Source organism: Pseudomonas sp. SED1 (assembly GCF_034044025.1).
Taxonomy (GTDB): domain Bacteria; phylum Pseudomonadota; class Gammaproteobacteria; order Pseudomonadales; family Pseudomonadaceae; genus Aquipseudomonas.
Genome location: NZ_JAXCIS010000217.1, coordinates 1 through 20606, shown reverse-complemented (window position 1 = coordinate 20606; position 20606 = coordinate 1). Strand labels below are relative to the sequence as shown.

20 protein-coding genes are annotated in these 20606 nt (G+C 59.3%); 4 read left to right on the top strand and 16 right to left on the bottom strand.

Features of this window, described 5'->3' with window-relative positions; translation table 11 throughout:
• Nucleotides 1-20: 20 nt before the first annotated feature.
• The 4 genes from garD to kdgD all read right to left on the bottom strand — a co-directional run bounded on the left by garD (nucleotide 21) and on the right by kdgD (nucleotide 5451).
• Nucleotides 21-1574 carry a galactarate dehydratase gene (gene garD / locus SNL23_RS27440; RefSeq protein ID WP_318304266.1) on the bottom strand — a complete coding sequence of 518 codons (1554 nt, stop codon included), beginning with the start codon at nucleotides 1572-1574 and terminating at the stop codon, nucleotides 21-23.
• A gap of 13 nt (nucleotides 1575-1587) precedes the next feature.
• A complete protein-coding gene (locus SNL23_RS27435) occupies nucleotides 1588-2952 on the bottom strand; it encodes an MFS transporter (RefSeq protein ID WP_167662905.1) in 1365 nt (454 codons plus the stop codon).
• A gap of 87 nt (nucleotides 2953-3039) precedes the next feature.
• Nucleotides 3040-4485, bottom strand: coding sequence for an aldehyde dehydrogenase family protein (locus SNL23_RS27430; RefSeq protein ID WP_076014444.1), 1446 nt, complete (start codon nucleotides 4483-4485; stop codon nucleotides 3040-3042).
• A 54-nt stretch (nucleotides 4486-4539) separates the two neighbouring features.
• Entirely contained in the window at nucleotides 4540-5451 is a 912-nt protein-coding gene (gene kdgD, locus SNL23_RS27425) for a 5-dehydro-4-deoxyglucarate dehydratase (RefSeq protein ID WP_003216058.1), read from the bottom strand.
• Nucleotides 5452-5685: 234 nt separating this feature from the next.
• Between kdgD and SNL23_RS27420 the strand changes: the two genes are divergently transcribed.
• Nucleotides 5686-6840, top strand: coding sequence for a phospholipase (locus SNL23_RS27420; RefSeq protein ID WP_167662907.1), 1155 nt, complete (start codon nucleotides 5686-5688; stop codon nucleotides 6838-6840).
• 201 nt (nucleotides 6841-7041) lie between these two features.
• Here SNL23_RS27420 and SNL23_RS27415 read toward each other — a convergent pair whose 3' ends face one another.
• The 8 genes from SNL23_RS27415 to rplM all read right to left on the bottom strand — a co-directional run bounded on the left by SNL23_RS27415 (nucleotide 7042) and on the right by rplM (nucleotide 12850).
• A complete protein-coding gene (locus SNL23_RS27415; RefSeq protein ID WP_008437251.1) occupies nucleotides 7042-7791 on the bottom strand; it encodes a FadR/GntR family transcriptional regulator in 750 nt (249 codons plus the stop codon).
• A gap of 170 nt (nucleotides 7792-7961) precedes the next feature.
• On the bottom strand, nucleotides 7962-8381 hold the full coding sequence (locus SNL23_RS27410; RefSeq protein WP_003216051.1) for a ClpXP protease specificity-enhancing factor: 420 nt from the start codon (nucleotides 8379-8381) through the stop codon (nucleotides 7962-7964).
• Between the two features lie 17 nt (nucleotides 8382-8398).
• Nucleotides 8399-9016, bottom strand: a complete 618-nt coding sequence (locus tag SNL23_RS27405) for a glutathione S-transferase N-terminal domain-containing protein (protein ID WP_010170749.1) — start codon at nucleotides 9014-9016, stop codon at nucleotides 8399-8401.
• Between the two features lie 145 nt (nucleotides 9017-9161).
• Nucleotides 9162-9941 (bottom strand): cytochrome c1, encoded by a 780-nt coding sequence (locus tag SNL23_RS27400; RefSeq protein ID WP_076014446.1) that lies wholly within the window; start codon nucleotides 9939-9941, stop codon nucleotides 9162-9164.
• Nucleotides 9941-11152, bottom strand: a complete 1212-nt coding sequence (locus SNL23_RS27395) for a cytochrome b (protein WP_076014447.1) — start codon at nucleotides 11150-11152, stop codon at nucleotides 9941-9943. The genes SNL23_RS27400 and SNL23_RS27395 overlap by 1 nt, the downstream gene beginning before the upstream one ends.
• Nucleotides 11152-11748, bottom strand: coding sequence for a ubiquinol-cytochrome c reductase iron-sulfur subunit (gene petA, locus SNL23_RS27390; RefSeq protein WP_003216040.1), 597 nt, complete (start codon nucleotides 11746-11748; stop codon nucleotides 11152-11154). Before petA ends, SNL23_RS27395 begins: the two co-directional genes overlap by 1 nt.
• A gap of 266 nt (nucleotides 11749-12014) precedes the next feature.
• Nucleotides 12015-12407 (bottom strand): 30S ribosomal protein S9, encoded by a 393-nt coding sequence (gene rpsI / locus SNL23_RS27385; RefSeq protein WP_003216038.1) that lies wholly within the window; start codon nucleotides 12405-12407, stop codon nucleotides 12015-12017.
• Between the two features lie 14 nt (nucleotides 12408-12421).
• Nucleotides 12422-12850 (bottom strand): 50S ribosomal protein L13, encoded by a 429-nt coding sequence (gene rplM, locus SNL23_RS27380; protein ID WP_003216032.1) that lies wholly within the window; start codon nucleotides 12848-12850, stop codon nucleotides 12422-12424.
• Nucleotides 12851-13098: 248 nt separating this feature from the next.
• Here rplM and SNL23_RS27375 point away from each other — a divergent pair, with 248 nt between their 5' ends.
• On the top strand, nucleotides 13099-14139 hold the full coding sequence (locus SNL23_RS27375; RefSeq protein WP_076014448.1) for an NADP(H)-dependent aldo-keto reductase: 1041 nt from the start codon (nucleotides 13099-13101) through the stop codon (nucleotides 14137-14139).
• A 158-nt stretch (nucleotides 14140-14297) separates the two neighbouring features.
• On the opposite strand, the gene SNL23_RS27370 is transcribed toward SNL23_RS27375, so the two are convergent.
• The gene (locus SNL23_RS27370) at nucleotides 14298-15434 is read right to left on the bottom strand and encodes an acyl-CoA dehydrogenase family protein (RefSeq protein ID WP_003216028.1); all 1137 of its coding nucleotides are present in this window, start codon (nucleotides 15432-15434) and stop codon (nucleotides 14298-14300) included.
• 220 nt (nucleotides 15435-15654) lie between these two features.
• Here SNL23_RS27370 and SNL23_RS27365 point away from each other — a divergent pair, with 220 nt between their 5' ends.
• Nucleotides 15655-16575: a GlxA family transcriptional regulator gene (locus SNL23_RS27365; RefSeq protein WP_318304267.1), complete on the top strand. Its 921-nt coding sequence runs from the start codon at nucleotides 15655-15657 to the stop codon at nucleotides 16573-16575.
• 123 nt (nucleotides 16576-16698) lie between these two features.
• Here SNL23_RS27365 and zapE read toward each other — a convergent pair whose 3' ends face one another.
• The 3 genes from zapE to SNL23_RS27345 form a co-directional block, all read right to left on the bottom strand.
• The gene (gene zapE / locus SNL23_RS27355; RefSeq protein ID WP_076014449.1) at nucleotides 16699-17793 is read right to left on the bottom strand and encodes a cell division protein ZapE; all 1095 of its coding nucleotides are present in this window, start codon (nucleotides 17791-17793) and stop codon (nucleotides 16699-16701) included.
• Between the two features lie 78 nt (nucleotides 17794-17871).
• On the bottom strand, nucleotides 17872-19227 hold the full coding sequence (locus tag SNL23_RS27350; RefSeq protein ID WP_318304259.1) for a tryptophan--tRNA ligase: 1356 nt from the start codon (nucleotides 19225-19227) through the stop codon (nucleotides 17872-17874).
• Between the two features lie 16 nt (nucleotides 19228-19243).
• A complete protein-coding gene (locus SNL23_RS27345) occupies nucleotides 19244-19873 on the bottom strand; it encodes an alpha/beta hydrolase (protein WP_318304258.1) in 630 nt (209 codons plus the stop codon).
• 147 nt (nucleotides 19874-20020) lie between these two features.
• On the opposite strand from SNL23_RS27345, the gene SNL23_RS27340 reads away from it, so the two are divergent.
• Nucleotides 20021-20458 (top strand): YhcB family protein, encoded by a 438-nt coding sequence (locus SNL23_RS27340; protein WP_010170781.1) that lies wholly within the window; start codon nucleotides 20021-20023, stop codon nucleotides 20456-20458.
• Nucleotides 20459-20606: the final 148 nt, after the last annotated feature.

Genomic DNA, 20606 nt, shown 5'->3' with positions numbered 1-20606 from the left:
AAGCACTCTCGGTGGACAGATCAGGTAATCGGCGCAGGGTTGAACAACGTAATGTCGTTATGCAGCTTGTGCTGCTCCGCCCACGTCTGCTTCTTGCCGCTGGCCACGTCCAGATAGAAGTGGAACAACTCCCAGCCCAATTCCTCGATGGTCGCGCGCCCGGTGGCGATCCGCCCGGCGTCGATATCTATCAGGTCCGGCCAACGCTGCGCCAGCTCCGTCCGCGTCGAGACTTTCACTACCGGCGCCATCGCCAGCCCATAGGGCGTGCCACGCCCGGTAGTGAACACATGCAAATTCATCCCCGCCGCCAACTGCAACGTACCGCACACAAAATCGCTGGCCGGTGTGGCGCAAAAGATCAGGCCCTTGCGATTGAACCGCTCACCGGGGCCAAGCACGCCATTGATCGCACTGCTGCCCGACTTGACGATCGACCCCAGCGACTTCTCGACAATATTCGACAGCCCACCCTTCTTGTTCCCCGGCGTGGTGTTGGCGCTGCGATCTGCCTCGCCCTTGGCCAGGTAGCGGTCGTACCAGTCCATTTCCCGCACCAGTTCCCGGGCTACATCCTGGTTTTCTGCACGGGAAGTCAGCAGGTAGATGGCATCGCGCACTTCGGTCACTTCGGAAAACATCACCGTCGCGCCCGCCCGCAGCAGCAGATCCGAGGCATAACCCAACGCCGGGTTGGCAGTAATGCCGGAAAACGCATCACTGCCACCGCACTGCATGCCAAGAATCAACTCCGACGCCGGTACCGTTTCCCGCCGACGCAGGTCGAGTTTCTTCAAGCGGATTTCGGCCAATGCCATGATCTGTTCGATCATTTCGGTAAAGCCGTGGCTGGAGTCCTGCAACCGATACAGCCACGGTTCACTCAGATCAACCGAGCTGTCGTTGTCGTGCATCACCTGCCCGGCCTGCAATTTCTCGCAACCCAGGCTGATCACCAGCGCTTCACCGCCCAGGTTCGGGTTGCGCGCCAAGTTGCGCACAGTGCGAATCGGGATGTAGGCGTCGGTGGCCGTAATCGCCACGCCGCAGCCGTAGCTGTGGGTCAGCGCCACCACGTCATCGACGTTCGGGTACTTGGGCAGCAACTCGTCCTTGATGCGCTTCACCGCATGGTCCAGCACGCCCGTGACGCACTGCACCGTGGTGGTGATGCCGAGGATATTGCGCGTGCCGACGGTGCCGTCGGCATTGCGATAACCCTTGAAGGTAAAACCCTCCAGGGGCGCCTGGGCCTCGGGCACTTCGGTGGACAGCGGCAAGCTGTCCAGCGGTGGCGCGGTGGGCATGCGCAGTTGATCTTCCTGGACCCAACTGCCGCGAGGAATCGGGCGCAATGCATAACCGATGGTCTGGCCGTAGCGAATGATCCGGCCGCCTTCGGGGATGTCTTCCAGGGTCACCTTGTGGCTTTGGGGAATGAAATCCACCGTCACCAGGCCGTCGGGAAACTCGGTTCCCGCCGGTACACCCTGGTCGTTGACCACAATCACCACGTTATCCAGCGCGTGCAAACGGATGGAGCGTGGCGAATCGGCATGTTCAATCAACTGCATGACGCGGGCCCCTTCAGGAATGCGCTTGGGAAAGTTTAGTCAGCTCCGGGCCTTTGGCCGGCGGCTCTTTGAGCACCACACGTTTGATCGGACCGACGATTACCAGGTAGCTGAACACCGCCAGCAACGCGTTGGCACCGACAAACACCAGCGCCCACTTGAAGGAGCCAGTGGTGCTGATGATGTAGCCGATCACGATCGGGGTGCTGATGGATGCCAGGTTGCCGAACATGTTGAACAAACCGCCACTCAAGCCAGCGATTTGTTTCGGCGAGGTGTCGGACACCACCGCCCAACCCAGTGCGCCAACGCCTTTACCGAAGAAGGCCAGGGCCATGAAGCCCACCACCATCCATTCGATGTCCACGTAGTTGCACGCGACAATGCTGCTGGAAATCAGCAAGCCACCAATGATCGGCGCCTTGCGGGCAAAGGTCAGCGAATGGCCTTTGCGCAGCAGGTAGTCGGAAATCACCCCGCCCAACACGCCGCCGATAAAGCCGCAGATCGCCGGCAAGGACGCGATGAAGCCGGCCTTGAGGATGGTCATGCCGCGTTCTTGAACCAGGTACACCGGGAACCACGTCAGGAAGAAATAGGTGATGCCATTGATGCAGTACTGGCCCAGGTACACGCCGAGCATCATGCGGTTGGTCAGCAACTGACGGATGTAATCCCACTTCGGGCCGTCGGTTTTCTTGCCTCTGCCCTTGTCCTGGTCCATGTCGACCATGGCTCCGTTGGCAGCGATGTGCTGGAACTCAGCTTCGTTGATCATCGGGTGCTGGCGCGGGCTGTGGATAACTTTCAGCCAGATCAGCGAGAACACGATACCGATGCCGCCCATCACCACAAACACGTGCTGCCAGCCGAAGGTGTAGACGATCCACCCCATCAGCGGCGCGAACAACACGGTTGCAAAGTACTGCGCCGAGTTGAAGATCGCCGAGGCCGTACCCCGTTCAGCCGTAGGAAACCACGCCGCCACGATGCGGGCATTTCCGGGAAAGGATGGCGCTTCAGCCAGGCCCACCAGGAATCGCAACATGAACAGCGCAACGATGGCGGTGGAGACACCGAATTCACCGACATAGCCTTGCAGCACGGTGAACAGTGACCAGGTGAAGATGCTCAGGGCATAGACTTTTTTCGAACCGAATCGGTCCAGCAGCCAGCCGCCGGGGATTTGCCCGGCCACGTAGGCCCAACCGAATGCGGAGAAGATATAACCGAGGGTGACCGCGTCGATGCCGAGGTCTTTTTGCAGGCTGGAGCCGGCGATGGCGATGGTGGCCCGGTCGGCATAGTTGATCGTGGTCACCAGAAACAGCATGAGCAGGATCAAATAGCGGACATGGGTCGGCTTGGTCGCTTGCATGAAGATGTACTCCCACTAATTATTTTTTTTGCGGGTAAACAAATTGTAAGCCTGTGGCGGGCACGGACCCGCCACAGGGTGTTGCCGTCAGGAACCGATGTAGCTGGTTTTCACCACGGTGTAGAACTCTTGCGCATAGCGACCCTGCTCACGCGAGCCGTAGGATGAACCCTTACGGCCACCAAATGGAACGTGGTAATCCACGCCGGCAGTCGGCAGATTGACCATCACCATCCCGGCCTGGGAATGACGCTTGAAGTGGTTGGCATACTTCAGCGACGTGGTAGCGATACCGGCCGAGAGACCGAACTCGGTGTCGTTGGCCATCGCCAGCGCCGCCTCGTAATCCGCCACGCGCACAACGTTGGCCACCGGGCCGAAGATCTCTTCGCGGCTGATGCGCATTGCGGCTTCGCTGTCGGCAAACAGTGTCGGCGCGAGGAAGTAGCCTTCGGTGTCGCACGTCACCAGTTCACCACCGCTGACCAACCGGGCACCTTCGCTTTGGCCGATGTCGATGTACTTCAAGTCTTGGTCCAACTGGGCCTGGGAAACCACCGGGCCGATGTCGGTGCCGGTTTTCAGCGCGTGGCCGACCTTGATCGACTTCATCCGCTCAGCCATGGCCGCGACGAACTGGTCGTGAATCCCGGCGGTGACGATAAAGCGGCTGGACGCGGTGCAACGCTGGCCGGTGGAGTAGAACGCGCTCTGCACCGACAGCTCGACGGCTTGCTTGAGGTCGGCGTCGTCGAGAATGATCTGCGGGTTCTTGCCGCCCATTTCCAACTGCACCTTGGCCTGGCGCGACACGCAGCTGACGGCGATCTGGCGACCTACGCCAACGGAGCCGGTGAAGCTGATGCCGTCGACTTTCGGGCTGTTGACCATGGCATCGCCAACCACACGGCCGCTGCCCATCACCAGGTTGAACACACCGGCGGGGAAGCCGGCGCGGGAGATGATTTCGGCCAGGGCCCAGGCGCAGCCCGGTACCAGTTCAGCCGGCTTGAGCACCACGCAGTTACCGTAGGCCAGGGCCGGCGCGATCTTCCAGGCCGGGATGGCAATCGGGAAGTTCCACGGGGTGATCAGGCCTACGACACCCAACGCTTCGCGGGTCACTTCGACATTGACGCCCGGACGCACCGACGGCAAGTAGTCGCCGGACAGGCGCAGGCATTCACCGGCGAAAAATTTAAAGATGTTACCGGCGCGGGTCACTTCGCCGATGGCTTCCGGCAAGGTCTTGCCCTCTTCCCGGGCCAGCAGAGTGCCGAGCTCTTCGCGACGGGCAAGGATCTCGGTGCCGACTTTATCCAGCGAATCATGACGCGCCTGGATGCCAGAAGTGGACCACGCCGGGAATGCAGCGCGCGCAGCGTCGATGGCGGCGTGAACCTGGGCGAGGTCGGCCTTGGCGTATTCGCCAATGACATCAGACAACTCCGACGGGTTGATATTGTCCGAATAGTCGGCGCCGGCAACCCACTGGCCACCGATGTAGTTTTCAAAACGCTTGGCTTGGGACACGAATTCTCTCCTGACGCAAAAAGCCGCTGATTACTCAGCGGCCTTGGTGATGGGTTATTGCGCGCCTTGCTTGTCGATGAGCGCGGCCAGGGCTTCGTATTCTTCCGGCAGCAGATCGGTCAGCGGCGTACGCACGGGGCCGGCGTCATAGCCGACGATTTTCGCCCCGGCCTTGACGATGCTCACGGCGTAACCGGCCTTGCGGTTACGGATATCGAGGTACGGCAGGAAGAAGTCGTCGATGATCTTGCCGACGGTGGCGTGATCTTCCCGGGCAATGGCGTGGTAGAAATCCATCGCGGTTTTTGGAATGAAGTTGAACACCGCCGAGGAGTACACCGGCACGCCCAGGGCCTTGTAGGCAGCGGCGTAAACCTCTGCAGTCGGCAAGCCGCCCAGGTAGCTGAAACGGTCACCGAGACGACGGCGGATCGACACCATCAATTCAATGTCACCCAGGCCGTCCTTGTAGCCGATCAGGTTCGGGCAGCGCTCGGCCAGGCGTTCCAGCAGCGGCGCGGTCAAGCGGCAGACGTTGCGGTTGTAGACCACGACGCCGATCTTGACCGACTTGCACACCGCTTCAACGTGGGCGGCAACCCCGTCCTGGCTGGCTTCGGTCAAGTAGTGCGGGAGCAGCAGCAGGCCTTTGGCGCCAAGACGCTCGGCCTCCTGGGCGTACTCGATGGCCTGGCGGGTCGCACCGCCGACACCGGCGAGAATCGGTACGCTGGTGGCGCAGGTATCAACCGCGGTTTTCACCACTTGCGAATATTCGCTGGCCGCCAGGGAGAAAAACTCACCGGTGCCGCCAGCGGCGAACAAGGCAGTAGCGCCGTAAGGGGCGAGCCATTCCAGGCGCTTGATGTAGCCCGCCTGGTGGAAATCACCCTGGGCGTTGAAATCGGTCACCGGGAAAGACAGCAGACCGTGAGAGAGGATGGACTTCAGTTCTTGTGGATTCATTATTCGAACACCCTGGGCGAAGACTTTCTGTTGAGAGATTACGGATGGTTATCTTGATGTCGTACGTCATCGTACAACTATAAAAACATTCGTCAACTGCAATTCATCGACCTTCATGCGGGTCAGGCCTCAACGCGACGTTCTTGACGTAGGAATTTTTTCCTCTATGCTCGATTTAACTGTATATACATACAGTTATTACGGAAGATTCCTACGACATAGCAAGGAGCTAACATGTCAGATCTTGAACTCGCCACACCTGAAAAACGACCACCCACCCTGCGCTTCGAAGGCGGTGAACACACCGCCATTGGCGACGACACCCTGTTGCGCTTCGTCAAGGACGCCCCGGCGATTCCCGCCCGGCAGGTCGAATTGCACCTGCCCAACGGCCTGGCCCTGAGCTATGGTCAGATCATTGCCCTGGGCGGCGATTTCTATGGCATTCCCGGGCGCCCCATCAACGAGGGCGCATCGCCTGCTGACCGCGTGCAGCGCTTTACCGATGCGTTCAACTCGTTGGCGGTATTACCGGCGTCGCGAGAGGAAGCGGGCAAGATCCTCGCGGTGATGCAAAAGGAGATCAACGCGGTTAACCAGGCGATCAAGGACGGCAAGCAACCCCATGAAGCCTATGACGCGCTGGGTGACACCTTGTCCGAGGAATGGAACCGCATCACCGGCGGCGGCAGCGCCGTTTCGGCGCTGGTTCCCTTGGGGCGCTACCTGAAACTGGCGGCAGACAATGCCGATCACTTCGGCGAATGGGCCTTGGCAGCGTATCTGGCGGGGCATACGGCAGCCCTGCAACAAGCGGTCGTGGCCCATCAGACCGGCACCGATCAGGCGCTGGAACTGGCTTATGCCATGAACAGCTTTGCTGATCACTTCTTGACCGATCTGTTTTCTGCCGGCCACCTGCGGGTACCGCGCAAACAACTGGCGGCGGTGGTGACACCGGGTGAACTGGGCTCGCTGATCAGCCGCTTCATGCACGATGAAGACAGCAAATTCGGGCTCAATGTGCGCAATGCCCTGGGTGATCAGTGGCACGCCTACGGTGATAAACGCTACTTCGACAGCAGCGACGCGGCCAACCGGGCCATGGTCAAACGTGCCGTGCAGGCCTCGTCCGATGAAATCTTTGAAGCCTTTATCAGCGGCGTGGCGCCCTCCCCGGCCAACTTCAAGGCGCCGCTGTATGTGCCGGACCTGAACGCCGCACAAAACCCGGCGAACAACTTCTCACCGCTGTTCAAGGCAGAAGGCGACAAGGTGCTGCGGCGCAAGGACGTCAACAACCTGAATGACAAGCAGTGGACGAATGACTGGTGGGGTTGGAGCACGTATCTGTTGCTGAAGGACTACAAGCCAAATCAGCCGGCCTGAAAGACATGAGTTAAGCCTTGTGCATTAACCTGTGGCGAGGGAGCTTGCTCCCGTTGGGCTGCGAAGCAGCGCAAGCGAGAACACGGGGTTCTTTCAGACAGAACTCGGGGGAATGGATTTGGGGCCGCTGCGCGGCCCAACGGGAGCAAGCTCCCTCGCCACAATGAGCTTTCAAGCCACACTCTTACTTCCAGCCTGGAATTAGCCGCGCTGGGCTTCTGCCTCTTCATGGGCATGGCGCAGCCGCTCACGGCTGTTGGTCAGGTGCAAACGCATGGCCGCCCGTGCCGCGTCCGAATCCTGGCGAGCGATCGCCTCATAGATCTCTTCGTGTTCGCGGCTCAGGCGGCTCATGTAGTGCTGCTGGTCATCATGGGCCAGGCGTGCCGAGTTCAGCCGCGTGCGTGGAATGATGCTGGTGCCCAGGTGGGTCATGATGTCGGTGAAGTACCGGTTGCCGGTGGACAGGGCAATCTGCAGGTGGAACTGGAAGTCCGACGCTACCGCGTCACCGGCGTGGGCTGCACTTTCGTTCAAGGCATCGAGGGCCGCACGCATGCCGGCCAATTGCTCGTCGCTACGACGCTGGGCGGCAAGGCCCGCAGATTCCACTTCCAGGCTGATGCGCAACTCAAGGATGGCCAGCACATCCCTCAGCGTCACCACGGTGGCCGGGTCGATCCGGAAACCGCTGGGGCTTGGCGTATCCAGCACAAAGGTGCCGATACCGTGGCGGGTTTCCACCTGCCCGGCCGCCTGCAATCGCGAGATGGCTTCACGCACCACGGTGCGGCTGACCCCATGGGCGTCCATGATGGCCGACTCGGTGGGCAGTTTGTCGCCCCGTTTGAGTTGGCCGTCGCGGATCTGCTCGGACAACACCGTGACCAATTCCTGGGCAAGGCTGCGGCGCTTGCGGGGAAGACGAGGGGCGGCGCTGGAGTTTTCCATGATGAATCATCTATCTCGGCGATCTGAAGCACGCATGATAGCCCATGGCGGTTGTACGATCACCGTCCTGTCATGACTTTCATCTATATCCGGCGGGGTTTTCGCCAGGCAAAAAAATACCCCGGCATCGCCGAGGCATTTTCAACACTGACCCAAGGGCCTGCGCCTTATTACTTCACCACTTTCAGGCTCGGCCGACCGCTTGGGCGCGGCGGCTCGGAATCCGGCGGCGGCACATCATCTTCGCCTTCGAGCTCGATCGCTTCGTCATCCTCAAGGGACGACTCCAGATCAAACACCATGCCCTGGCCATTTTCCCGGGCGTAAATCCCGAGGATGGCGCCGATGGGCACGAACAGCGTATGCGGCACACCGCCGAAACGCCCTTCAAAGCTGACCGCTTCATTGTCCATGTGCAGGTGTCGCACGGCACTGGGTGAAACGTTCAGGACGATTTGTCCGTCACTGGCAAAACCTTGCGGTACCTGAACCGCGGGAAACTCGGAATTGACCAGCATGTGCGGGGTGCAATCGTTGTCCACTATCCACTCATAGAGCGCGCGGACCAGGTAAGGTCGACTGGAGTTCATCAACGGCTCCTTAAGCCTTAGCGCATATCGCGTTCGACACCAGACAGACTCGCCTGGAAAGCCTCACGCGCAAACTGGCGCTCCATGTAATCAAGCAGCGGCTTGGCAGGCCGCGGCAATTCAATGCCCAAAATCGGCAAGCGCCAGAGTATGGGTAATAGGCAGCAATCCACCAGACTTTGTTCCTCGCTGAGGAAAAAAGGTTTGTCGGCAAATAACGGCGAAACACCGGTCAGGCTCTCGCGCAATTCCTTGCGCGCCTGGACACGGGCGGCCTCTTTGCTACGTGAATCCAGAATCAGGTCCACCAGGCCACACCAGTCACGCTGGATCCGATGGATCAGCAGGCGGCTGTTGGCACGCGCCACCGGATATACCGGCAACAACGGCGGATGGGGATAACGCTCATCCAAGTATTCCATCACCACGGTTGACTCCCACAACGCCAGGTCACGATCGACCAGGGTGGGCAAGCTGCCGTAAGGGTTCACTTCGATCAGTTTCGGCGGGTGACGACCAGCCTCCACAGTAATGATCTCTGCGCTGACACCCTTCTCTGCGAGCACGATGCGTACTCGGTGGGAATAGTGGTCGGCGGGGTCGGAGTAACAGGCCAACCGATTGGTCACGCCCATGGCGGTCCTCCTCGCTTGTTGAAATTATCGGAAGCTCAAAAACGAGCGCGCCCAGTGAGCATCTCCGTGACGCCTGGATAGACCAGACTTACCTTCAGAGATGCCGCTGGGCGCGCAAGATTAACAGCAATTACTTACGGTTGGATCAATGCACATCCTTCCAGTATTCGCGTTTCAGCAGATAGGCGAACACGAAGAAGAAGGCCAGGTACAGCAACACATAGGTACCAATGCGCTGATGCTGCAGCTTCACTGGGTTGGCCGAGTAGGCCAGGAAGGTCACCAGATTCTTGACCTTCTCGTCGAACTGCTCTTCGTTCAGCGCGCCGGTCTTCGGCATTATGGTCAGCTGATCGCACGCTTCATGAGTCAAAGGCGTACCGGTGAGCGGATCATACTGCTTCTTGCCGTCTTCGACGATTTGTACTTGCTTGCATCCTACCACTTGGCGGCCTTGCAGGCCGACCAGAACGTTAGGCATACCGACGTTCGGGAACACTTTGTTGTTCACGCCGTAGGGACGCGACGGGTCTTCGTAGAAGGATTTCAGGTAGCCGTAGAGCCAATCGGTGCCACGCACACGGGCCACCAGGGTCAGGTCGGGCGGTGCAGCCCCGAACCAGGTCTTGGCGTCGGCAGGTTGCATGCCGATGGTCATGTGGTCGCCGATCTTCGCACCGGTGAACACCAGGTTCTTGAGCATCACGTCGTGCGGGATGCCCAGGTCATCGGCAACGCGCTCGTAACGCTGGAACTTGGCACTGTGGCAGCCCATGCAGTAGTTGGCGAACGTACGTGCGCCGTCTTGCATGGCAGCCTTGTCCGACACGTCGATGTCGACTTTTTCCAGCTCTGGGCCGTGTTCAGCGGCGAAAGACAGCAGCGGCAGGGCCGCAAGAATGAATGCAACGAATAATTTTTTCATCAGCCAGTCACCCTATCCGGTACCGGTTTGGTCTTCTCGAGCCGGGTGTAGAACGGCATCAGAATGAAGTAGGCGAAGTACAGGAAGGTGCAGACCTGCGACAGCAACGTACGCTCCGGGGTCGGCGCCAATACGCCCAGTACGCCCAGGATCACGAACGAAATGCAGAACACCCACAGCCAGATCTTGCTCAGCCAGCCCTTGTAGCGCATGGATTTGACCGGGCTACGGTCTAGCCAAGGCAGCACGAACAGCACCGCAATCGCCGCGCCCATGGCGATCACGCCCATGAGTTTGTCGGGAATCGCCCGCAAGATCGCGTAGAACGGGGTGAAGTACCAGACCGGGGCAATGTGTTCCGGGGTCTTGAAGGCGTTCGCCTGTTCGAAGTTCGGTTTCTCGAGGAAATAACCGCCCATCTCCGGGAAAAAGAACACGATCGAGCAGAAGATGAACAGGAACACCACCACGCCGACGATATCTTTCACGGTGTAGTACGGGTGGAACGGAATGCCGTCCAGCGGTACGCCGTTTTCGTCCTTGTGCTTCTTGATGTCCACGCCGTCGGGGTTGTTCGAACCCACTTCGTGCAGTGCCAGGATGTGCAGCACCACCAGGCCGAGAATCACGATCGGCAAGGCCACCACGTGCAAGGCGAAGAAGCGGTTCAGGGTGATCCCGGAAATCAGGTAGTCACCACGAATCCACTGGGTCAGGTCGTTGCCGATGACCGGGATCGCGCCGAACAGCGAGATGATCACCTGGGCGCCCCAATAGGACATCTGGCCCCACGGCAGCAGGTACCCCATGAAGGCCTCGGCCATCAGCGCCAGATAGATCAGCATGCCGAACACCCATACCAGCTCGCGAGGCTTCTGGTACGAGCCATAGAGCAAGCCGCGGAACATGTGCATGTAGACCACGATGAAGAACGCCGAGGCGCCGGTGGAGTGCAGCAGACGCAGGATCGAGCCGTACTCGACGTCGCGCATGATGTATTCGACGGAGGCGAAGGCTTCTTCGGCCGACGGGGTGTAGCTCATCGTCAGCCAGACACCGGTAACGATCTGGTTGACCAGTACCAAAAGTGCCAGGGAGCCAAAGAAATAGAAGAAGTTGAAGTTCTTCGGTGCGTAGTACTTGCTGAGGTGGTCTTCCCACATTTTGGTCGCGGGAAAGCGCGCATCCACCCAATCCATGAACTTGCTCATCAGGCTTTCTCCCCCTCGTCGACGCCAATGACAATGACACTGTCAGTCTCGTAGTGATGTGGCGGAACTGGCAGGTTCAGTGGTGCGGGTTGTGACTTGTAGACGCGACCAGCGAGGTCGTAGTGAGAACCGTGGCACGGGCAGAAATAGCCCCCGACCCAGTCCTTGCCCAGGTCCGCGGGCGCCACTTCCGGGCGGAAGGTGGGAGAGCAACCCAAGTGGGTGCAGATACCGATCAGCAGCAGAATCTCCGGCTTGATCGAGCGAATTTCCTTATCGACGTAAGCGGGTTGGTCGGAATTCTTCGAGTCGGGGTCAGACAGCTGGCCCTCGATCTTCTTCAGATTTCCCAGGATTTCCTCGGTACGACGAACGATGAACACTGGCTGACCGCGCCACTCAGCAATCATTTGCTGGCCTGGATCGATCTTGCTGACATTCACCTTCACCGGTGCACCTGCGGCTTTCGCCTTGGCACTGGGAAACCATGACCCCACGAACGGGACCGCAGCCCCCACCGCTCCTGCAGCACCCACCACGGATGTGGCTGCTACCAAGAAGCGACGCCGGCCTGCATTCACGCCGTCATTGCTCATTCAGTCCTCTCCCATCAGCTTTGTGGCCTGTTAAATCAGGCGTCTACTAAGTGTTAAATCTGAACTTATAAAAATTTTGCCGAATGGTAATGAAAAGCCCCACGTCTGACAAGGTAATTACCCCCAGCACTGGCTCCAAGCCTTTGAGTATAGGGGCTCTACGGATGTGGCAAGTTGTCACAGAGATTTTTTTACATAAATAGCAGGCAATAAAAAACGCCCAGCTCCGTGAGGAGGCTGGGCGTTTTCTGGAACGTAAAAGCGAATTAACGCTTCGAGTACTGCGGACGCTTACGCGCTTTACGCAGACCAACTTTCTTACGTTCAACTTCACGAGCATCGCGAGTCACGAAGCCAGCTTTGCGCAGAGCGCCACGCAGGGTTTCGTCGTACTGCATCAGAGCGCGAGTGATACCGTGGCGGATTGCGCCAGCTTGACCACTTACACCGCCACCGATAACGGTGACGTAGATGTCGAACTTTTCAACGGTCTCGGTCAATTCCAGCGGCTGACGAACTACCATGCGGGCAGTTTCGCGACCGAAGAAATTTTCCAGAGTGCGGTTGTTGATCGAGATGTTACCAGTACCCGGACGCAGGAAAACGCGAGCGGTAGCGGTTTTGCGACGGCCAGTGCCGTAATTTTGAGTCGCCGACATAATGAACTATTCCGTTAAAACTTCAGTTCTTGGGGCTGCTGAGCAGCATGAGGGTGAGCAGCGCCCGCATAGACTTTCAGCTTGCGATACATGTCGCGACCCAGTGGGCCCTTCGGCAGCATACCTTTGACCGCGATTTCAATCGGGGCTTCAGGCTTTTTGGAGATCAGGCCTTCGAAGTTCGAAGACTTGATACCGCCTGGGAAACCGGAGTGACGGTAGTACATTTTGTCTTGCGCTTTGTTGCCGGTAACACGTACCTGCTCAGCGTTGATGATGACAATGTAGTCACCGGTATCAACGTGAGGGGTGTACTCAGGCTTGTGCTTGCCACGCAGACGGCTGGCGACTTCAGTGGCCAGACGACCCAGGGTCTGACCAGCGGCGTCGACGACAAACCAGTCGCGCTGAACTGTTTCTGGTTTTGCAGTAAAAGTTGTCATTCTTTAATAGCCTCAGGGGCCGCCCTGTAAATTAGACGGCGGATCTTACTGAATAGTGCGTACTTTGACAAGTCAAAGGCAGCCGGATACAGACGCTATCGGGGGCTCGGGTCGGCGCGTCCGTTCAACGGCAAGATTCTTCGGCAGGCGGCGCATCACTTCCACTGCAGAAAGAGGTGGGCAATTATGCAGATTGCCAAAAAAATTTCAACCTGCTTTTATGATTGTTTTCCCTGAAGGAGTACCCGATGGACTATCGACAGCTGGGCCGAACCGATCTTAACGTGAGCGCGATAGCCTTGGGCACCATGACCTGGGGCGAGCAGAACAGCGAGGCAGAGGCCTTCGCACAGATCGAACGGGCCAAGGCCGCGGGAATCAACTTCCTCGATACCGCCGAAATGTACCCGGTGCCGCCCAAGGCAGACACCTACGCCACCACCGAGCGCTACATCGGTAATTACTTCAAAAGTCGCGGCGACCGTGCCGACTGGATCCTCGCCAGCAAGATCGCCGGCCCCGGCAACACCATCGACTACATCCGCGATGGCAGCCTCAAGCACAACCGCAAGCACATCGTCGAAGCCCTGGATGCGAGCCTCAAGCGCCTGCAAACCGACTGGATCGACCTCTACCAATTGCACTGGCCCGAGCGCAGCACCAACTTTTTCGGACAGCTGGGCTACAAGCACAAGGCCGAAGAGGACCTGACGCCGCTGGAAGAAACCCTCGAAGCGCTGGATGAGCAGGTCAAGGCCGGCAAAATCCGCCACATCGGCCTGTCCAACGAAACCCCGTGGGGCACCATGAAATTCCTGGCCCTGGCCGAAGCCCGTGGCTGGACCCGCGCCGTGTCGATCCAGAACCCCTACAACCTGCTCAACCGCAGCTTTGAAGTGGGCCTGGCGGAAATCGCCATCCGTGAGCAATGTGGCTTGCTGGCGTATTCGCCACTGGCGTTCGGCATGCTCAGTGGCAAGTACGAAGGTGGCGCACGCCCGGCCAAGGGTCGCCTGAGCCTCTATAGCCGCTTCAGCCGCTACTTCAACCCGCAGTCGGAAGCTGCGTGCAGCCGTTACGTGGCTCTGGCCCGTGAGCACGGCCTGGACCCGGCGCAGATGGCATTGGCGTTTGTGACCCAGCAACCGTTCGTGACCAGCAACATCATTGGCGCCACGACGCTGGAGCAGCTGGACAGCAACATCGCCAGTGCCGATCTGAAACTGTCGGATGAGGTACTGGCGGGGATTGAGGCGATTCAGAAGGATCATCCGAATCCTGCGCCTTGATTGACCCTGTGGCGAGGGGGCTTGTCCCCCGTTGGGCTGCGAAGCGGCCCCAAAACCTGCCACCTCAATCTGCCAGAAAGAATGAGGTGCTTTTATTGGGGCTGCTGCGCAGCCCAACGGGGGACAAGCCCCCTCGCCACATAGATCTCACTGCACCTTCAAAGCGCCCGCGCAATAATCTCCTTCATGATCTCATTCGTCCCCGCATAAATCCGCTGCACCCGCGCATCCGCCCAGGCCCGCGCAATCGGGTATTCCCACATGAAGCCGTAGCCACCGTGCAACTGCACGCACTCATCCAGCACCTTGCATTGCAGGTCCGTGGCCCAGTATTTGGCCATCGCAGCCGTGGGCACATCGAGCTTGCCTTCCAGGTGCAGTTCCATGCACTTGTCGACAAACACCCGGCCGATCTGGGTTTCCGTGGCGATTTCCGCCAGTTTGAACCGTGTGTTCTGGAAGTCGATGATCGCCTTGCCGAACGCCTTGCGGTCGCGGGTGTACTCCAGTGTCCATTGCAACGCCGCCTCGGCTGACGACAACGCTCCGATGGCCACCGTCAAACGCTCCTGCGGCAACTCCTGCATCAGATAGGCAAAGCCCATCCCCGCCTGCCCCAGCAGATTCTCCTTGGGCACCCGCACATCCTGGAAGAACAGCTCCGACGTATCCTGAGCCTTCATCCCGACCTTCTCCAGGCGCTTGCCCTTGTCGAAGCCCGGCGTGTTGGCCTCCACCAGGAACAGGCTCGTACCCTTGGCACCTGCCTTGGGATCAGTCTTGGCGACAACGATCACCAGGTCCGCCAGGAAGCCATTGGTAATGAACGTCTTCGAACCGTTGATCACGTATTCATCACCATCCAGCACGGCAGTGGTCTTGACCCCTTGCAGGTCGGACCCGGCCCCCGGCTCGGTCATGGCGATGGCCGTGACCATCTCCCCGGAGATCAGCTTGGGCAGGTACTTGTGCTTCAGCGCCTCACTGCCGTAATGCAGGATGTACGGCGCGACGATGTCCGAATGCAGGGAGAAACCAATCCCGGTCAGCCCCAGGCGGCTGATCTCTTCGATCACCACGGCGCTGTAGAGAAAGTCCGCCCCGAGGCCACCGTACTCTTCCGGCAAATGCGAGCAGAGCATCCCCGCCTCCCCTGCCTTGTTCCACAGGTTACGGTCGATATAGCCCTGCTTTTCCCATTGCCCGTGGAACGGCGCCGCGTCTTTTTCGAGGAAGGTACGCACGCTCTGGCGGAAGAGTTCGTGCTCCGAGCTGAACAAGGTTCTGGGAATCATGGGTCACCTGCGTGAATTGTCGGACAAGACCGGGATCACAGAGCCTAAGCCGCGAAGGCGTCACAGGACACTGGACACATGCGACAAAAAATAAGACGATCCAGCCGTCTGGTGACCACTTTCCCCTATAAGAATAAATGAAATTATGTCTAACCAAATCTCCACGCCCTTGCGGCGCGTCAGCATTTTGGCCATTGATCGGGTATTCGCTTCAACCCTCATGCAAGCCAAGGATTTCTTCCACCTCGCGAGCCTGCGCTACGGCAAACAGCTGGGCCAGGGCCTTACTCCCGCTTTCGAAACGCGCCTGGTCAGCCCCGATGGGCAATCGGTGCGCAGCTTCAGCGATGTGATCATGCCGGTGGACGGCGGCCTCGAAAACGCCGACATCATCGTGCTCCCGGCCTTCTGGGACGACTTCGAGTCACTGTGCCAACGCTACCCACAAGTGCTGCCCTGGCTGCGCGAACAACATGCCCGTGGCGCCGTGCTGTGCGGCGAAGCCACCGGCGTGTTCTGGCTCGCCGAAGCCGGCCTGCTGGACGGCAAGGAAGCGACCACCTACTGGCGTTTCTTCAACGCCTTCAGCGAACGCTTTCCCAAGGTGCAACTGAACCAGGACAAGCACCTGACCGACGCCGACAACCTCTACTGTGCCGGCGGCACCACCTCGGCCTGCGACCTCTACATCTACCTGATCGAACGCTTCTGCGGCGCCAACATCGCCCAGGCGGTGGCCCGCGACATTCTTTACGAAGTGCAGCGCAGCTATGCGCCCGGGCGCATCGGTTTTGGCGGCCAGAAGCTGCACCAGGACGTGATCATCCTGCAGATCCAGCATTGGCTCGAAGAGCACTTCGCCGACAAGTTCCGCTTTGAAGACGTGGCCCGGGAACACGGCATGAGCATTCGCAACTTCATGCGCCGCTTCCAGACCGCCACAGGCGACAAGCCGCTGCATTACCTGCAACGCCTGCGCATCGAGACGGCCAAGGGGTTGCTGTCCGGTAGCCGCAAAAGCATCAAGACCATCAGCTACGAAGTGGGTTACGACGACGCGAGCTTCTTTGCACGGCTGTTCCGGCAGCACACCGAGCTGTCGCCCAACCAATACCGCCAGCAGTTCCAACAAGCCGCATAGGCCGTCCTTACTGTAGGAGCGAGCTTGCTCGCGAGGGACGTAAACGAAAACGCGGGGCATCTGAAGCCCCGCGGTGTCATTGAGTTCTTCGCGAGCAAGCTCGCTCCTACAGAGGGCAAGCGGTTACGGCTTGTGCGCCCGCGACAGGAACTCGTGGGACTGCATTTCGAGCAAGCGGCTCAAGGTCCGTTGGAACTCGAAGTTCAAGCGACCGCCGGTGTAGAGGTCCTTGAGCTCGACTTCCGCCGAGATGATCAGCTTGACGTTACGGTCGTAGAATTCGTCGACCATGTTGATAAAGCGCCGCGCGATGTCGTCGGTGGTGACGGTCATCTGCTCAACGCCGCTCAAGATCACCGCGTGGAAGATCTTGCCCAGTTCGATGTAGTCGTTCTGGCTGCGGGGGCCATCGCACAGTTCGCGGAAGTCGAACCAGGCCACGTCGTCGCAGGTACGCAGCGCGATGATTTCGCGGTTTTCGATGATCAACTTGTCGTTTTCCACCGCCTGGGTGCATTCCGGCGTCAGGGCACGGAAGCTCTTGCGCAGGCTTTCCTCGGCCACTTCATTGAGCGGGAAGTGGAACAGTTCGGCTTGCTCAAGGTGACGCAGGCGATAGTCGACGCCGCTGTCGACGTTGACGATGTCGGTGTTCTGCTTGATCAGGGCGATGGCCGGCAGGAAGCGCGCGCGTTGCAGGCCGTCCTTGTACAGGCCGTCGGGCACGATGTTCGAAGTGGCAACCAGGGTCACGCCATTCTTGAACAGCTCTTCCATCAGGGTGCCGAGGATCATCGCGTCGGTGATGTCGGACACGAAGAACTCATCGAAACAGATCACCCGCGCTTCATCGGAGAAGCGCTTGGCGATGATGGTCAGCGGGTTCTTTTCACCCGGCAGGGTCTTCATCTCTTCGTGCACGCGCTTCATGAAGCGGTGGAAGTGAGTACGGACCTTTTCCTTGAACGGCAGGGCTTCAAAGAAGGTGTCGACCAGGTAAGTCTTGCCCCGGCCGACGCCACCCCAGAAGTACAAGCCCTTGACCGGCGTATGGTCTTTCTTGCCAAACAACTTGCTGAACATGCCCGGCTTGTTCTGCGAGGCCTGGACCAGATCGTCGTACAGGCGCTGCAAATGGCGCACCGCAGTTTCCTGGGCAGCGTCATGGAAGAAGTCGGGGCGTTTCAGATCAGCTTGATATCGTTCTAGGGGCGTCATAATTCGTTAGCAAGGCAACAAAAACGGGCCGCCACTGTAACGACGGCCCTGAAGAATGGCAATCAACCCTTGGTCGGGTTAATCCTCGAGTGGGGCCAACGCAACGCGCAAGGCTTCGATAGCGGCATCGCGCGAGGCACTGTCGGCGAACGCCGGGCTATCGGCGACGGCAGCACCTTCCAGCCACACACTGAAGCTCAGGGCCTCGCTGCGGACATCCAGCGCCTGACCCGATTGCAGTTGCTTGGTCACTGCACCTGCAGTCTTACCGTCGACAAAGTTACGCGACAGCAGCAGTTGTTCGCCTTCGGCCGCCAGCAAACGGAAGCGGAAGCTGCCGTCGTCTTCGCGGAAGCTGACAAAGCGTGCGGCTTTCGCAGCTTTCTTCTTGGTGGTGGCGGCAACGGCGACCGGGTTGACGAACGAGCGCAGGCCCACCGCTTCACGCAGCTCGGCCAGGAACGGCGCAGCTACGGCGCGAGCCTTCTTGGCACCGATCAGCAGCAGGTCTTCCATGTCCGACGGGCGCGACATCAGTTGGTGGTAACGCTCACGCGCTTCCCCCAGTTGGCCGTCCAGCAGCTGGAACAGACGGTTCTTCGCCTCGCCCCAGCCCAGGCCTTGCAGCAGCTCGCCGCGGAACTCTTCTTCCTGAGCCTTGGTGGCAAAGGCCTGGTACAGGGTGAACAGGTGGGAGTTGTCCGGATCTTTCGCTTCGCCCGGCGCGCGGGAGTCGGTGACGATCCGCGAGATCGCGTCCTTCATGTCCTTGGCGCTGGTAAACAACGGAATGGTGTTGTCGTAGCTCTTGGACATCTTGCGGCCATCCAGGCCCGGCAAGGTGGCGACGCTTTCTTCGATCAGCGCTTCAGGCATGGTGAAGAATTCTTTACCTTTGCCGAACAGGTGGTTGAAGCGCTGGCCGATGTCGCGGGCCATTTCCACGTGCTGGATCTGGTCACGACCGACCGGCACCTTGTGGGCGTTGAACATCAGGATGTCCGCGGCCATCAGTACCGGGTAGCTGTACAGGCCCATGGTGATGCCCGCATCCGGGTCTTCGCCGCTTTCCAGGTTCTTGTCCACCGAGGCCTTGTAGGCGTGCGCACGGTTGAGCAAGCCCTTGGCCGCCACGCAGGTCAGCAGCCAGGTCAGCTCGGGGATTTCCGGGATGTCGGACTGGCGATAGAACGTTACCCGGTTCACATCCAGGCCACCGGCCAGCCAGGTCGCAGCGATTTCCATGCGCGAGCGCTGGATACGCTGCGGGTCATCGCACTTGATCAGGGCGTGGTAGTCGGCCAGGAAGTAGAAGGAGTCGGCGTTGGCGTCCTGGCTGGCAAGGATCGCCGGGCGAATCGCGCCGGCGTAGTTGCCCAGGTGCGGTGTGCCGGTGGTGGTGATGCCGGTGAGGATGCGGGTACGGGTCGTCATGGGTAATCGCTTGTCATCAATTCGAAAGACGTGGCAGCACAAGATCCTTGAGATCGGTCAGCTTGCCATGAAAAAAGTGTCCGCATTCTGCCACTTTCAGCAGCTCATGGGGGCGATTCAGGGCCGCGGACCAGTCGTAGACGAGTTGCGGGTCGACCACTTCGTCGGTTTCCGGCTGGATCACGGTCAATGGGCAGCCTTGTGGCAGCACGTCGTTATCCTGCAGGCGCATCACGGCCGCAGCCACCATGAACAGGTGTGCAAGTTTTTCGCCCTTGGCTTCCAGGCGGCCGCCGAGGGTGGCCGCCACAAACCCACCGAAGGAAAAACCCAGCAGGGTAATCGGCAGGTCGGGATGTTTTTCACACAGCCAGGTGGCCGCGGCTTCGGCGTCGTCGACTTCACCGGTGCCCATATCGTGCGTACCGGCGCTGGCGCCGACACCGCGATAATTGAAACGTAACGTGATCAAGCCAGCATCCCGCGCAGTGCGTTGCAGGGTCGATACGACTTTGTTGAGCATGGTGCCGCCCTGCACCGGGTTAGGGTGGCAGATCAGCGCCAGGCCACGTGGCTCGGGGTGATCCAGATACAGGGCTTCCAGTTGGCCTACCGGGCCATCGATCAAAACAGGGGTTTCACGCATCAGCAAGGAAGGAACTCCGTGACCTCTCAAGGGGTCGACTCGTCTAGCTAAAAGTCTGTGCATGGCATCATTGCGAGCTTAATCGCGGTATACAGCGCAGGTCCGAGCCGTTAACGTAAAGCAAAGCCGTTTATAGAGGAAGGACTCGTGGAACACTCGCTCTTAGTTTGGTTGTTGCCGACTCTCGCCTTGGTTGCCGGTGTCGCCATTGGATTCCTGGTTGCCCGCCTGCTGCCGAATGCCGCGCCTAACCGCACGCAGCGTCAGTTGGATGACATTCAGGAACGTTTTGACAGTTATCAGAACGAGGTTGTTACCCACTTCAACAGCACCGCGACCCTGGTGAAAAAGCTCACTCAGAGCTATCAGGAAGTACAGGATCATCTCGCCGAGGGTGCCAACCGCCTGGCCCTGGACGACATCACCCGCCAGCGTCTGCTGGCCGCGCTGCATTCCGATGCACCGCAAGCGCCACGGGAACGCCTGACCCCGCCTCGGGAAAACCAGGAACCGCCACGGGACTACGCGCCAAAAACGCCAAACGCCCCGGGGATGCTGGATGAGCATTACGGCTTGAAGAAGTAATACCTTTTCAAGCGACACTAACAAGCCCGGCTGATTGATGATCAGCCGGGCTTTTTTTGTTTGGCTTCGTTGGTATGGGGTGGGTACATATCCGTTGCTGCGGTCGGGGCTGCTATTGGTTCCGCTCTTACAGCGGCTCACTTTTGAA

Bases quoted from the DNA above. Each gene is read 5' to 3' on its own strand.
- garD (WP_318304266.1), bottom strand. From the start codon at position 1,574: ATGCAGTTGATTGAACATGCCGATTCGCCACGCTCCATCCGTTTGCAC.
- SNL23_RS27435 (WP_167662905.1), bottom strand. From the start codon at position 2,952: ATGCAAGCGACCAAGCCGACCCATGTCCGCTATTTGATCCTGCTCATG.
- kdgD (WP_003216058.1), bottom strand. From the start codon at position 5,451: ATGAATCCACAAGAACTGAAGTCCATCCTCTCTCACGGTCTGCTGTCT.
- SNL23_RS27420 (WP_167662907.1), top strand. From the start codon at position 5,686: ATGTCAGATCTTGAACTCGCCACACCTGAAAAACGACCACCCACCCTG.
- SNL23_RS27415 (WP_008437251.1), bottom strand. From the start codon at position 7,791: ATGGAAAACTCCAGCGCCGCCCCTCGTCTTCCCCGCAAGCGCCGCAGC.
- SNL23_RS27410 (WP_003216051.1), bottom strand. From the start codon at position 8,381: ATGAACTCCAGTCGACCTTACCTGGTCCGCGCGCTCTATGAGTGGATA.
- SNL23_RS27405 (WP_010170749.1), bottom strand. From the start codon at position 9,016: ATGGGCGTGACCAATCGGTTGGCCTGTTACTCCGACCCCGCCGACCAC.
- SNL23_RS27400 (WP_076014446.1), bottom strand. From the start codon at position 9,941: ATGAAAAAATTATTCGTTGCATTCATTCTTGCGGCCCTGCCGCTGCTG.
- SNL23_RS27395 (WP_076014447.1), bottom strand. From the start codon at position 11,152: ATGAGCAAGTTCATGGATTGGGTGGATGCGCGCTTTCCCGCGACCAAA.
- petA (WP_003216040.1), bottom strand. From the start codon at position 11,748: ATGAGCAATGACGGCGTGAATGCAGGCCGGCGTCGCTTCTTGGTAGCA.
- rpsI (WP_003216038.1), bottom strand. From the start codon at position 12,407: ATGTCGGCGACTCAAAATTACGGCACTGGCCGTCGCAAAACCGCTACC.
- rplM (WP_003216032.1), bottom strand. From the start codon at position 12,850: ATGACAACTTTTACTGCAAAACCAGAAACAGTTCAGCGCGACTGGTTT.
- SNL23_RS27375 (WP_076014448.1), top strand. From the start codon at position 13,099: ATGGACTATCGACAGCTGGGCCGAACCGATCTTAACGTGAGCGCGATA.
- SNL23_RS27370 (WP_003216028.1), bottom strand. From the start codon at position 15,434: ATGATTCCCAGAACCTTGTTCAGCTCGGAGCACGAACTCTTCCGCCAG.
- SNL23_RS27365 (WP_318304267.1), top strand. From the start codon at position 15,655: ATGCAAGCCAAGGATTTCTTCCACCTCGCGAGCCTGCGCTACGGCAAA.
- zapE (WP_076014449.1), bottom strand. From the start codon at position 17,793: ATGACGCCCCTAGAACGATATCAAGCTGATCTGAAACGCCCCGACTTC.
- SNL23_RS27350 (WP_318304259.1), bottom strand. From the start codon at position 19,227: ATGACGACCCGTACCCGCATCCTCACCGGCATCACCACCACCGGCACA.
- SNL23_RS27345 (WP_318304258.1), bottom strand. From the start codon at position 19,873: ATGCGTGAAACCCCTGTTTTGATCGATGGCCCGGTAGGCCAACTGGAA.